Source organism: Pseudomonas fluorescens (genome assembly GCF_902497775.2).
Taxonomy (GTDB): domain Bacteria; phylum Pseudomonadota; class Gammaproteobacteria; order Pseudomonadales; family Pseudomonadaceae; genus Aquipseudomonas; species Aquipseudomonas putida_F.
Genome location: NZ_OZ024668.1, coordinates 1,729,507 through 1,742,389, shown reverse-complemented (window position 1 = coordinate 1,742,389; position 12,883 = coordinate 1,729,507). Strand labels below are relative to the sequence as shown.

General features: G+C 63.1%; 14 protein-coding genes. 7 read left to right on the top strand and 7 right to left on the bottom strand.

Translation table 11 applies throughout. The features are described from left to right. Positions 1-57: 57 nt before the first annotated feature. The 6 genes from F8N82_RS08085 (at position 58) to F8N82_RS08060 (ending at position 3,873) form a co-directional block, all read left to right on the top strand. Complete coding sequence (locus tag F8N82_RS08085; RefSeq protein WP_095162835.1) at positions 58-675, top strand: LysE family translocator; 618 nt, start codon at positions 58-60, stop codon at positions 673-675. A gap of 118 nt (positions 676-793) precedes the next feature. Then, positions 794-1,522 carry a hypothetical protein gene (locus F8N82_RS08080; RefSeq protein ID WP_052251647.1) on the top strand — a complete coding sequence of 243 codons (729 nt, stop codon included), beginning with the start codon at positions 794-796 and terminating at the stop codon, positions 1,520-1,522. A gap of 97 nt (positions 1,523-1,619) precedes the next feature. Further along, positions 1,620-2,318: an AzlC family ABC transporter permease gene (locus F8N82_RS08075; RefSeq protein WP_038999284.1), complete on the top strand. Its 699-nt coding sequence runs from the start codon at positions 1,620-1,622 to the stop codon at positions 2,316-2,318. Beyond that, a complete protein-coding gene (locus tag F8N82_RS08070) occupies positions 2,315-2,638 on the top strand; it encodes an AzlD domain-containing protein (RefSeq protein ID WP_038994745.1) in 324 nt (107 codons plus the stop codon). Before F8N82_RS08075 ends, F8N82_RS08070 begins: the two co-directional genes overlap by 4 nt. After that, on the top strand, positions 2,635-3,465 hold the full coding sequence (locus F8N82_RS08065) for an AraC family transcriptional regulator (RefSeq protein WP_038994744.1): 831 nt from the start codon (positions 2,635-2,637) through the stop codon (positions 3,463-3,465). The genes F8N82_RS08070 and F8N82_RS08065 overlap by 4 nt, the downstream gene beginning before the upstream one ends. Before the next feature lie 12 nt (positions 3,466-3,477). Beyond that, a complete protein-coding gene (locus F8N82_RS08060) occupies positions 3,478-3,873 on the top strand; it encodes a hypothetical protein (protein WP_038994743.1) in 396 nt (131 codons plus the stop codon). 24 nt (positions 3,874-3,897) lie between these two features. On the opposite strand, the gene F8N82_RS08055 is transcribed toward F8N82_RS08060, so the two are convergent. Together F8N82_RS08055 and F8N82_RS08050 are read right to left on the bottom strand one after the other, a co-directional pair. Continuing rightward, positions 3,898-4,524 (bottom strand): LysE family translocator, encoded by a 627-nt coding sequence (locus tag F8N82_RS08055; protein ID WP_150777019.1) that lies wholly within the window; start codon positions 4,522-4,524, stop codon positions 3,898-3,900. Positions 4,525-4,621: 97 nt separating this feature from the next. Beyond that, positions 4,622-5,392, bottom strand: coding sequence for an AraC family transcriptional regulator (locus tag F8N82_RS08050; protein ID WP_038994741.1), 771 nt, complete (start codon positions 5,390-5,392; stop codon positions 4,622-4,624). Between the two features lie 100 nt (positions 5,393-5,492). Here F8N82_RS08050 and F8N82_RS08045 point away from each other — a divergent pair, with 100 nt between their 5' ends. Then, positions 5,493-6,620, top strand: coding sequence for an MFS transporter (locus F8N82_RS08045; RefSeq protein ID WP_038994740.1), 1,128 nt, complete (start codon positions 5,493-5,495; stop codon positions 6,618-6,620). Position 6,621: 1 nt separating this feature from the next. Here F8N82_RS08045 and F8N82_RS08040 read toward each other — a convergent pair whose 3' ends face one another. The 5 genes from F8N82_RS08040 to F8N82_RS08020 all read right to left on the bottom strand — a co-directional run bounded on the left by F8N82_RS08040 (position 6,622) and on the right by F8N82_RS08020 (position 12,853). Further along, the gene (locus tag F8N82_RS08040; RefSeq protein WP_038994738.1) at positions 6,622-8,901 is read right to left on the bottom strand and encodes a KAP family P-loop NTPase fold protein; all 2,280 of its coding nucleotides are present in this window, start codon (positions 8,899-8,901) and stop codon (positions 6,622-6,624) included. Positions 8,902-9,026: 125 nt separating this feature from the next. Next, positions 9,027-9,782 carry an ABC transporter permease gene (locus F8N82_RS08035; protein ID WP_038994736.1) on the bottom strand — a complete coding sequence of 252 codons (756 nt, stop codon included), beginning with the start codon at positions 9,780-9,782 and terminating at the stop codon, positions 9,027-9,029. After that, entirely contained in the window at positions 9,782-10,981 is a 1,200-nt protein-coding gene (locus F8N82_RS08030) for an ABC transporter substrate-binding protein (RefSeq protein ID WP_038994735.1), read from the bottom strand. Before F8N82_RS08030 ends, F8N82_RS08035 begins: the two co-directional genes overlap by 1 nt. Continuing rightward, complete coding sequence (locus F8N82_RS08025; protein ID WP_038994733.1) at positions 10,947-11,795, bottom strand: ABC transporter ATP-binding protein; 849 nt, start codon at positions 11,793-11,795, stop codon at positions 10,947-10,949. The genes F8N82_RS08030 and F8N82_RS08025 overlap by 35 nt, the downstream gene beginning before the upstream one ends. Next, positions 11,792-12,853 (bottom strand): acyl-CoA/acyl-ACP dehydrogenase, encoded by a 1,062-nt coding sequence (locus F8N82_RS08020; protein WP_038994732.1) that lies wholly within the window; start codon positions 12,851-12,853, stop codon positions 11,792-11,794. Before F8N82_RS08020 ends, F8N82_RS08025 begins: the two co-directional genes overlap by 4 nt. Positions 12,854-12,883: the final 30 nt, after the last annotated feature.

Genomic DNA, 12,883 nt, shown 5'->3' with positions numbered 1-12,883 from the left:
AACACAACCGGGCCTAACGAGAATTGCGCTCCCAGCAGCAACCATCGAGACACACCCTTGAACAGCGCCCTGTTAGCCACCTACGCCCTGACCGTTTTGCTCCTGATCGCCAGCCCCGGTCCGGTGGTGGCGCTGGTGGTCAACACCACCGCCCGCGCCGGGCGCAAACAGGCGCTGCTGACTGCCCTGGGCACCAACGGCGCCTCACTGGTGCTGATTGCCCTGGCGGCGCTGCTGATCTTCAGCAGCGCCGCCATCAACCCGCTACTGCTGAGCAGCTTGAGCGTGTTCGGTTGCCTGTTCATCGGCTACCTGGGCTTCGCTGCACTGGTCCAACTGCGCCACCCCGCGCACGCCACGCAGCAGGCCGCGATCCGCCAGGGCGGGCTGTGGCAAGGCTTTGCCATCGGCCTGTCGAACCCCAAGGACATCCTGTTTTTCGTCGCCTTTTTCCCGCAGTTCATTCAGGTCACCGAGCAGTTCAGCCAGAGCCTGATGCTCCTGGGGCTGGTCTGGCTGATGCTCGACCTGGGTATTCTGGGCCTATACATCCTGGTCATCGGCCGCCTGGCCGAGCGCCTGGACCGGCGCCTGATCAGCGTAATCAGTGCCGCGGTACTGCTGGCCATCGCCGCCGCCGGGCTGGTCTACAACATTCGGCAACTGTTGCCCTGACGGGCTACGCTTTCGGACGCGGACCCGGAGCGGTTAGAATGTCGCGCTATAACCCAGGCCAGCCACACTATGGACAGTCGGATTGAACCCTGAACAGCGCAGTCGTCTCCAAGCCAACATGCATACCCGCCCGGCCCCGAATTGCAGAGGCACTTCCTTGATCCGCTCGCCCCTTTTGCACGGCCTGCTCGCCGTCGTGCTGCCGACTTCGGCACTGGCCGCCGGCGTACAGATCGACCCCCATGCCGACCTGCTGTACCGCCAGGCCCTGACCTTCCTGGAACAGGCCGACAACCAGAACAGCAGCTTCACCCTCAAGACCAGCACCACCGACCAGGACCTGGCCCAGCAAGGCCAAGCCCTGGGCCGCACCCTGGCACCGGCGGTGGCCCTGCTGAAAAAAGCCGTGGACCTCAACCACCCGGCCGCGCAATACCGCCTGGCGCTCTACTACATCACCTACCTGCCGGCAGCGCAGATCCCGGCTGCGGCCTGCCCGCTGCTCGAAGCCAGCATGGGCCAGGGCTTCGCGCCAGCGGCCCTGGGTATCGAAAACTGGTGCCCGAACTACAGCCGCAGCGAGTACCGCAACGCGCTGGAAAGCGTAACCAACCTGGCCAGCCTCTACGCCTCCTACTACCCGCAACCGGCCGTGCGCCTGCTGTGCCACCGCGAGCAACCGCAAGGCCTGGCCATGCAATGGGGCCGCCAGCGTGATTACCAGGCCGAGGTCTACCGCTTGCTGGCCAGCGCCGACCCGGCGCAAAGCAAGGTTTACTGGCAAAAAGCAGTGGACATCAATGGCTGCATCGCCGCGCAACGGCGCTTGGCCAGCAACCACTACTAACCCCACTGCAGCGCCGCTGACAGCAAGATCGTTCAAGTCAGCGGCGCCTGGCTCTGGCATGCTGTGCAACCGTGTTCATTGGTTGTTGCTGCCGTCCATGTCCAGTCCGCCGTTCGCCCGCCAGGCCTTTATCCGAGGCGCCATCGCCATCCTGCCGTTGTCACTTGCCGTTGCGCCCTGGGGGCTGCTGGCAGGCTCCATGGCCATTGAAGCCAACCTCACCCCCTGGGAAGGCCAGGGCCTGTCGGCCATCGTCTTTGCCGGTGCGGCGCAACTGGTGGCGATCGGCATGCTCAAGGGCGGCGCCAACCTGTTCTCGATCCTGCTCACGACCCTGCTGCTGACCTCCCAGCACCTCTTGTACGGGCTGTCGATGCGCCCGGTGCTGTCGGGCCTGCCGACCCGCTGGCGATTGGGGCTGGGCTTTTTGCTCACGGATGAATTCTTCGCCCTCACCAGCCAGTACGACAAGCAGCAGTTCAACCGCTGGTACGCCCTGGGGGTGGGCCTGACCTTCTACATTGCCTGGAACCTGTTCACCCTGGCCGGGATCATCCTTGGCCAGAACATTGCGCACCTGGACCAACTGGGCCTGGACTTCTCGATCGTCGCCACCTTCGTCGCCCTCATCGCGCCGCTGGTGCGTAACCTGCCCACGGTGGTGTGCGTGGCGGTGTCGTTGTTCTGTTCGGTGCTGTTCAGTGCCTGGCATTGGGACATTGGCCTGGTGGCCGCCGGCCTGCTGGGCATGAGCGCAGGTTTCGTCTGCCAGAAGTTCACTGGAGCGCGTTCATGATCTTCGCCTTGATAATCGGCATGGGCTTGCTGGTGTTCCTCAACCGCTATGCCTTTCTCGAACCGCGCCTGCCCCTGCGCCTGAGTTCCAACGCCCGGCAGTTCCTCGGCTTTGCCGTGCCAGGCATGCTCACCGCGATCTGCGGGCCGATCGTCTTCCTGCCCGGGCACCAGCTCGACCTGAGCCTGAGCAACCCGTACCTGATCGGTTCGCTGGTAGCGGTGGTGCTGGTGCTGTTGACCCGCAGCACCTTGATCAGCATGCTGCTGAGCATGGCCTTCTTTTTTGTCTTTCGTTGGTGGTTGAACGGCAGCCCATGAACCCTGCACACAAGGAACAGACCCGCTTCTGGCAAGCATCGGCGCTCGGCGACACCGAGATGCTGCATGCGCGCTATTTTCAGCAGCGTTTTGCCCCCCATGTGCACGAAGGCTACGTGATCACCATCATCGAGTCCGGTGCCCAGCGTTTCTGGCACCGCGGCAGCGAACACCTGGCCCCGGTAGGCAGCATGGTGCTGATCAACCCTGACGAGCTGCACACCGGCGCCAAGGCCAGCGAAGACGGCTGGCGCTATCGCGGCTTTTACCCCGACAGCGAACGCATCACCGGGGTGCTTGACGAGTTGGAGCTCAAGCGCGACGGCCTGCCGCGTTTCGATGCCAGCGTGCTGCACGACCCGCAACTGGCCAAGGCCTTCAGCTGGCTGCACTGCTCGGCCGAAAACGGCGCCAGCGCCCTGGAACAACAAACCGCCTGGCGCGAAGCGGTGTTGCTGCTGGTGCAGCGTCACGCCCGCGCAGGTACTGCCCGCACACCCGGCAACGAACCCTGCGCGGTGGCCCGGGCCAAGGAGTTGATGGACAGCCGCCTGGCCTACCCGCCATCGCTGGAAGAACTGGCCACGGCGGTGAACCTCTCGCCCTTCCACTTTGCCCGGGTGTTCCGCCAGGCCACCGGCTTGCCGCCCCATGCCTGGCTCAAGCAACGGCGCCTGAGCCGCGCCCGCGAGCTGTTGAAAAACGATTGCCTGCCGTTCAACGTCGCCTTCGCCCTGGGCTTTTCCGACCAGAGCCATTTGAACCGGCAGTTCAAGCAAGCCTATGGCGTAACACCGGGCGAGTACCGCCGCGCCTGTATTCATTAACGGACCCAACCCATGCCCTACCCGCTTGCCTACCGCTGGTTCATCCACAAGGGCCTGACCGACTGGGAGCCGTGGTATTTCTGCGACACCCTGGCGTCGCTGCAACACGCCCCGGACCTGAGCAAAAACGCCTTCGCCGCCAGTGCCTTTGCCAAGGAAACCGCTGCGGACTTTGAGGTTTACCTGTTCGCCCGTCGTCAGGATCGGGAGGACTTTGCCTTCTTCGTGGTGCGCGACGGGGTGATCGAAGACAAGGTAATCACCGTGCACCTGTCGTTTGCCGACAAGCTGGAGCTGCGCTCGCGGTTGACCTATGAACAGGTGACCCGCAGTTTCAGTGAGTGGGTGGCCGAGGTGGCGCTGGCAGATGCGGTGGAGTGGATGAGCGAGGAAGACCTGGAAGATTGAATCTGGGGCTGCTCTGCAGGGCGATCACGCCGGACGCTGCATCAACACCAACCGCAGCGCCAGCAACGCCAGCACACTGGCCAGCAAACGCGGCTGCAACCTGGCCATGCGCCCCTTGCCACAGAACCTGCGGCTCAGCACCCCGCCGCACGCCCCCAACAGCACATGAAACACCAGGGCAATCATGCTCAGCACCAGCCCCAGCAGCAACTGCTGCGCCACCGCGCCTTTGGCCGGGACCACGAACTGCGGCAAGAACACAATGAAAAACAGCAGCGCCTTGGGGTTGAGCAAGCTGTTCAACATGGCTGCGAGCAACACCGCCGCCAGTGATGTCTCGCGCCGCCCTTCGCCCATGCCGGCCTTGCGCGGCTGCAACAGCTTGAAAGCCATCCACAACAGATAGACCGCGCCACAGTAACGGATGATGTCGAACGACGGCGGCCAGGCGGCGATCAACGCGGTGACCCCGCTTGCGGTCAGCGCAGTCAGCAGCAGGTCAGCCAGGCTGATGCCCAGCGCCGCCGCCAGCCCGCCACGCCAGCCCATGGACACGCCATGGCTGATGACAAAGGCCATGTTCGGCCCAGGCGACAGCAGCAACAGGGTCACCGCCGCAGAAAAGATCAGCAGCGTTTGCATATCGAGCATCGCACGCCCTCCTGGCTAAGCGTCGAATGCCGACAGTAACGGATCTACAGCCCGCTCAAGCACTACAGCACAGCGATTTTATTGCGCAACAGTTGCCTCAGCGGCAATACGCCCGCGGCGTGCTGCCGGTCATGCTTTTAAAGAAAGCGATGAAGGCACTGTCACTGGCAAAGCCCAGTTCCAGCGCCACCTGGCTCAGCGGCTGATGGATCGCCAGTTGCTCCACTGCGCGTACCAGCCGCCACTGCTGGCGCCATTGCTGATACGACATGCCGGTGTCACGGCGGATCAAACGGCCGATGGTTTTCTCACTGGCGCCCACCGTACGAGCCAGCTCCTGCAGTGGCGGCGGCAACTGCTCAAGGCCCTCGACCAGGCTGGCCAGGCGCCGATCCCTGGGCAGCGGCAAGCGCATCGGCTGCTGCCTGGCGGCCTGCAGCTCGGCGATGCACAGGCCGGCCATATGCGCGGCTGCGCCTTGGCTCCAGTCGGTTTCGAACGGCGCCTCGGCCATGCGTTCGAGCAGTTCGCGCAGCAGCGGGTTGACGTCGAGGATCTGCACTTGCTCGGGCAATTGCGGCCAGTGCCGGGTGTCCAGGTACACCGAGCGATAGTCGACGCTTGCCCGCATCCGCGCCCGGTGGGCTGTGCCTGCGGGAATCCATGCCGCGCGGGTCGGCGGCAACAGGCAGAGCAGGTCCGGCGCCTGGGCGTCGATACGCACGCAGCCCTGGCGGGTGAACAGCACCTGCCCTAACCGGTGCTGATGGACGCCGGAATCGTGCTCGCCCAGGGTCGAGCAGATGCCGACAATGGGCGCGCCGAAGCGCTCCGGGTCGAAAGTCGCGGTAGGTTCCAGCCAGGCCATGCAGGTTGTCCGATTTACACTATTTTTAGACCAGACCGCGACAATACACCCATGGCCCGCCGCCTACCATGAGCGCCCTTTTACTCACGGGACGCTGCTCATGATCCAACCAACCTGGCTGACCCTGGCCACGGCCCTGCTGATGTTCCCGCAGATCGCCGAAACCCTCTACAGCCCGGCCCTGGTGGATATTGGCCAGGGCTTTGCGGTGACACCTGCGCAGGCGGGGCAAACCCTGTCGCTGTACTTCGCCGCCTTTGCCATCGGCGTGCTGGTCTGGGGCCGCCTGTGCGACCTCTGGGGCCGACGCCCGACGTTGCTCGCCGGCTTGCTGCTGTACGGTCTGGCATCGCTGGCGGCTTTGTTGGTCACACGCTTCGACGGTTTGCTCGCCGCACGCATCGTTGCCGCCTTTGCCGCAGCGGTCGGTTCGGTGGTCACCCAGACCGCCCTGCGCGATGTGCATAGCGGTGCGCAACTGGCGCGGGTGTTTTCACTCATCGGTATTTTTCTGGCCATCAGTCCGGCCATTGGCGTGCTCAGTGGGTCAGTGCTGACCGGGGCCTTTGGCTACCGTGGCGTATTCGCCGCGCAGTTGTTGCTGGCACTGGCGTTGCTGCTTTGGAGCTGGCAAGCCATGCCGGAAACCCGTCCACAGGCGGCCCATCGCGCCAGTTTGCTCGGCACGTTGCGGCGCATGCTCGGTGATCGTCGGGTGTTGCTGGCAACGCTGCTGGTGGCGTTGTTCAACATCGGGGTATTCAGTTGGTACAGCCTGGCGCCGTTCATTTTCCAGCGTCTGCAGCTGCAAAGCCTGTTTGGCCTAAGCGGGATTTTGCTGGCGCTCGGCTCTCTGCTCGGCGCGCGCTTGAATACGCTGTTACTGACGCGAGGCGTAAAGGCGGCGACGATGCTCAACCTGGCCTGCGGGATAAATGTGCTCGCGGCGCTGGTGATTGCGCTGCTGGGCGAACACTGGCTGATCGCCGTGGCCATGGCCTTCATGCTCGGCGCCTTTGCCATGGCGATTCCGTTGCTGCTGGGCTCGGCGCTGGTTGAGTACGGGGATTGCCGGGGGACGGCGGGGGCGTTATTTGGATTGCTGTATTACCTGCTGATCGGGTTTGGACTGGCGTTGGCCGGGTGGGTCCAGGAACTAGGAGCAGTGCTGCTCTGCTGCTCCGTTTTCACTGCTGCAGTGGGGGCTTTCTATAAATCATGGGTATAACTCAATTGCTTCGTTGCCTGTCCAGTTCTGCCAAATTTGGCGGCAGCGGTATCCAGCTTTTGTCGATGCCCGCATTGACTAGACGGTCCCATCCATCGAGCAACTGTTTGGGGAAGCGGTGGTACTCGCTACCCTTCATCGCCGCGCCCCAGAGAGAAGGAATTATCGCCTCCAATGTTCGCACCTCATGACGCTCACCCTCAGGAAGGTTACGGTTTCGAATCGCCAATCCCTGAAGGTAGTCAAGCATGTTACGAGCAACGATGCCTTCGGCTAACCTGTCATCGCAAATGCTTTTCAGCCATGCCGCCAGCTTGGCTTGACCCGCCTCCTGATACAAGGGTGACTTGGCGTCAAACAAGCGCCACTGCTGGTGAATGGCTGCTTGCGAACCCTCCTGCAACAGCCGTTCGACCCCCGTCGGCACCCTGAACAACGCCAGCAAATCCGCGACCGCATCCTCCTTGAGCAGGTTGGCGACACCTTCAAGTCCTGCCCTTTTTTGCGAGTCATACAGGTACGCGATGCCACCTGCGAGCAACTTTTCCATCGCCCAATCGTGTAGTCGAACACGATCACTGCACGTGGTTGCCGCTGCTGTCACCAGTGCGATTTCCCGTTGATATTGTGCTTGCATTTTCTGGCCTGTATCACGTTCACGCAGGGACAACAGACCGTCGATCAAGCTGCAGCACAAACTGTAATGGCCGGATACATCGTGGAGCGCTTCGTGCGGCGTATCCCCCCAGACTTTTTCAAGCAGGTTGAGTTGAACCCCAAGGTACTCCAGTTGCTGATCATAGACATGCCGGTCAACCTGAGAGACCAACTCCCGCATGCCCTGGCAATAAGAACCGATGGTCAACCAGATCAGATTCAAGGCAACTGTCAGCTTTTCGGTTTGAGCAGCGTCAGCCCCGCTAGCAAGAAGCTGATCGATTCGCAGATCGTCGAAATCTCCGGCCCATTCATTCAAAAAAAGCCGATGTTCATAACTGGTGATGCTCGGCTCCTGTGCCAATAACCCCATCTCGTAATGGATACGGACGCGGTTGGTTGATTTACGCAGATCGTGCAGGGCTGCGAGCTGATTCTTTAGCCGCACAAAAGCCGGCGCATGATCAGGCACTTTTGATCCCAGCGTAAGTTGAATAGCTTCGCGCTGAAACGTCTCCCGCTCTTCATCGTTTTCGCCACGTAGCGACTGACGGTCCCGGCCCAGCAGGGAGGGCTCGAGACGCTCAAGAGTCTTCGGGGCTTCATGCTTGATGATGGTCTGCAAAATGATTGCATTCCACGCGAGCTCATCATTGCCGTGGCGACAGGCAACAGTTTTCAATTGCCCCAGATCACGGGTTATAGCCTTGACCAAGCGAGGGTTGCGAGGAAACCACTGAGCAACTTGCGTGAAAGAAGCCTCGGGAATGAAAGGGCAACACTCGCCAAATGCTCGCCAGGCCAGGCGCCTGGTTTGCTCCTCGGTAGGCTCCGGCAGGGTAATGGAGATATCGATGATCTTCTCGAGAAAGCGCTGCCCGTTCTCCCCATAGGCGGCCGAGTACAAGCTCAGAGCCTTACTCACTACGTCCAGATCAAAGGCCAGGACAAAGGCGAAGCTGGGCCAGTCAAGCAACTCGCGTAATGCCAGCATTGCCTTGGGGATCGCGGTGGGGTCGGCGCGGTCGAGGTCATCGATGAATACCACGATGCGTGTGTGATGGAGTTCGGCACAGAGCGCTTCGAGTTCTTTGCGATTGAAAGCCAGCTTTGAACTGAGTAGCTGACCTGTTTGCGCGGCAATCTGGGTGCCTTTGCTAACCATCGTACAGGTAACAGGGTCCAACACTTGGGCCACTGACTTGCCAACCTCGGCAACGTTGCCCAGTAATCTTGCGATACCACGCCCCAGATCCTTGAACGACTTACCCGCCCATGCACCTTTTTCAAGTTGCTCCAGCAACGCCTGATAGAACCGCTGGATCACCCCGTCACGGCCTTCGGCGTCCCACGCTGAAAAGCGTACAACCACCCAGGTGATACCGTCCCGCTTGCTTTCATTACGAATGCGCGCTTGCTCTTCAATGAAGTTCAGCACACTGGTTTTGCCAGAACCCCACTTGCCATAAAGGCCGATGCGGGTGGACCAACTATCCGGCGCCGACTCGATCGAGCGCAACACCGAGCGGGCAATCGACCAGCGCTGCAGATCGTCATCCTGTTGCTGGCTGATCGCCGCATCATGGCCTTTGCCGTTACGCTGCTGGTTTGCTGGTGCTTTCATGGGGTGATCCATCGACCGTGAAGTTGAACCGCTCGGCAGTCTATCCAACTGACTTCTGCGCTGCACCTGAGCCTTTGAAATCGCGTTGCCTGCATCGCGGGGCAAACCCGCTCCTACCCCCGAGCTCAGGCATGCACCCAACGCCGATGCAGCCCACGGGCCATGGCATCGAGCATAAAGCCCAGCACCCCGATCAGCAGCACCATCGCCATCAGCTCCGAATACGCCAGCCGATCACGGGTATCGAGGATGAAGTAGCCCAACCCGGCGCTCACCCCGAGCATCTCGCACGGCACCAGCACGATCCACAGGATGCCAATGGCCAGGCGCACGCCGGTCAACACATGGCCGAGCACGCCGGGGATGATCACCTTGCACAGGGTCTCCCAGCGTGTCGCACTCAGGCTGCGGCTCAGTTGCAACCAGCGCGGGTCGAGCTGACGCACCCCGGCTGCGGTGTTGAGCAGGATCGGCCACAGCGCGGCAAAGGCCAGGAGGAAGTAGATCGGCTGATCGCCTACCCCCATCAGCATCACCACCACCGGCATCCACGACAGCGGCGAGATCATCCGCAAGAACTGGAACGCCGGGGTGGTCGCCGCTTCAAGGTGGCGATAGCTGCCCACCAGCAGGCCCAATGGCACGCCGATCAGCAAGGCCAGCAGCAAGCCGATGAGGATGCGCTTGAGGCTGACCCAGATGTGCTCGTAGACCTCGGCCTGGCCGAGCAACTCGATCAGGCTACTGAGGGTAGCCTGGGGCGAAAAACGCGCCGACAGGCCATCGGTCTCGCCAAACAGATGCACCCCCAGCCACCAGAGCAACAACAAGCCGAGCAGGCCGGCAACGCCCAGGGCGCCATGGATTGCATGCTTGCCCATCAGATCGCAAACTCCTCGCTACGCTCGAAGCTCTCGGGCAAGCCGAAGGCCTTGAGCCCGCCGACCGCGGCGATGCTGTTGCGCACGAAACGGTCGTCGACCAGGTCGCGGGCAGTCTGCTGCGGGTCGAGGCCGGCGAGGAAGCCCTTGTCGCCTTCGATCAGGGTGTTCTGCAGGCGGCGCACCAGCTCTTCGGTGTAGCTGGGGAACGGGTATGGCTGAAAGTCGATGCGTTTCTCGTCCCACTGCGCATGTTGGATCGCGCCACTGGCGATGTAACCCTCGCGGGCCGATGCGGCGGGCGCCAGCACCTGGCTGAGCACCTGCGGGGTATGGGGGGTGTATTTGTTCGGCCCGCTCTTGGACAGCAACGCAGCGGCCTCGGCGCGGTGGTCGCGGGTCCACAACTGGGCTTTGACGATGGCGTTGACCACCTTCTGCGACCACTCCGGGCGGTTGTTCAGGTCGTGCTCGTGCATGAACACCACGCAGCAGGCATGGTTGCGCCAGATATCGCCGGTAAAGCGCTGCACGCGGCCCACCTTGAGGTCTTCGGCCAAGGCGTTGAACGGCTCGGCGACGATGTAGCCGGCGATGCGCTTGCTGGCCAGGGCCGGCGGCATGTCCGACGGTGGCAGCACCACCAGGTTGACCTCGTTGGCGGCCAGCTGGGCACTGGCGGCCTTGGACACCGGGGTCAGGCCGTGGTCTCGAAACAGCTGCTGCACCACCACGTTGTGGATCGAATACCAGAACGGAATCGCCACGGTCTGCCCGCCCAGTTGCTTGATCTCGGTGATGCCTGGGGCCACGGTCAGGCCCGAACCGCCAACGTGGTTCCAGGCCACCACCTTGGCCGGCACCTTGCTGGCGTAACGGGCCCAGACGGTCATCGGCGACAGCAGGTGAATGACGTTGACCTGGCCGGAGATGAACGCCTCGATCACCTGCGCCCAACTGCGCAGCAGCACCGGCCGCTCGGCCTTGATGCCCTCGGCTTCGAACAGGCCATTGTTGTGCGCCACCAGCAATGGCGTGGCGTCGGTGATCGGCAGGTAGCCGATGCGCACCGGTGCGTCCGGGTCGCTGGCCGCGCGCGCCTGCAAGCTGCTCAGCAGCGGCATGGCGCCGCCGGCGGTGAGCAAGGCGCTGAGTTTGATGAAGTCACGACGAGTGTGGGTGAAGTCGTCCAGGCACATGGGCAGTCTCCGACGGCAGCGGCATAGGTTCAGAAGAAGGTTCGGGTGTGCGGCTGGCCCGCCGAAGGGTTTTGAGTATGTCGATGCGCAGCGCGCCCAGTTCCTCGACCCGCTGCTCGCGGGGCTGCGGCAGGTCGATGTGCCACTGGCCGAGGGTGCGCGCCGGGTGGTTGCCCAGTAGCAACACGCGATCGGACAACAGCAGGGCTTCGTCGATATCGTGGGTAATGAGGATGGCCGCGGTGTTGTGCCGGGCGATCAATTGCAGCAACAGTTGCTGCATGTCGGCGCGGGTCACTTCATCCAACGCACCGAAGGGTTCGTCGAGCAACAGCACCTGCGGCTGACGCGCCAGGCAGCGGGCCAGCGCGGTACGCTGGGCCATGCCGCCGGAAAGCTGCGCCGGGTACTGCTCGCGTGCGTGCTGCAGGCCGACCGCCTCGATGGCGTGGTCGATGCGCGCACGCCGTTCACTGGCGGCAAGCCTGGGCTGGCGGGCGAAATCCAGGCCGAAGGCGACGTTGCTTTCCAGGCTCAGCCAAGGCAGCAGGCTGGGGTCCTGGAAGGCCACCGCCAGGCGCGGATGCGGGCCCTGCAGCGGCTCGCCAAGCAGGCTGACGCTACCGGCGCGGGCCTGCTGCAAACCGGCCAGCACCCGCAACAGGCTGGACTTGCCGACGCCACTGGGGCCGAGGATGGTGATCACCTCGCCCAGCGCCAGCTGTAGGTCGAAGTCCTCCAGCACGCTTTGCCAGCCTTGTTCACGCGGGTAGCCAAGGCTGATGCCACGGGCTTCGAGTAACACTTCGGTCATGCTGAGGGCGCCTGGCGTTGCAGCTCGGCGCGCAGTTGCACCAGGCTCGGGGTAACGATCGGCACGAACGCCGACTCGCGCCAGCGCCTGGCAAAACCTGCACCGTAGGCGCTCAGGTAAGCCTTGCCGCCACTGGCCTGCAATTCAAGCTGCACGGCATCGGCAGCGGTCTCGGCGAGGGTGATACGCAGCTTGAACAAGGCCGCAGGCTCGGTCAGGAAGCGCCCGTCGAGCAGGCCTTTTTTCAGCTCGCCGACGGTGTTTTCCAGACGCTCATGCAGTACCTGCAACGCCTCGCCCAGGAACGAGCGCATGCCTTGCAGGTGCGCCTCGACCTCGCTCAGCGCACGGCGCGCCAGGCCGATGGCCATGCCGCATTGCAGGCCCAGGAACGACGGGCGCACCGCCGGCAAGAACTGCTTGGCGTTCTCGTGCAGCAGCCAGTCGTGGCTGATCGACACCTGGTCGAAACTCAAGGCAGCGGTGTTGCTCGACTGCAGGCCCATCAGTTGCAAATCGTCGGAACGGCTCAGCCCGGCGGCGGAATCGGGGATGGCCAGCACGAATGGCCCGGCGCCCTCCTCTTCAATCGCCGCCGCGACCACGAAGCCGCCCTTGCGCAGATTGGTGACCCAGTGCAGGCGCCCGGCCAGGGTCCAGCCCTGATCGTCACGCAGGCCCTTGACCTGCAGCGCTTCGATGCCCGAGAGGTACTTCATGGCGTTGGACAGCCCGGTGGCGCCAGCCAGTTGGCCGCTGAGCAGGTCGGGCAACAGACGCTCGCGCAGCACGGCGTTGGGGCTGTGCAGCAGGTATTCGATAAAGGCGCGCTGGCCCCAGAACACGAAGGCCGCCGCCAGGGAATGGCTGGCGACAGTGGCGAGCGTCTCGACCGCGTCGGCAACCGTACCGCCGCTGCCGCCCAGGGCCGGGTCGATACCGACGCGCAGCACCTGCGCCGCCGCCAGTTGCCCCAGCACTGCCTGCGGGTCGCAGTGGCCCTGATCGAGGGCTTCGGCCTGGGCATCCAGCCACGTGACCAGTGCGGGATCGAGCATAGGGTTTACTCCTTTAAAAATGCGCCAGCC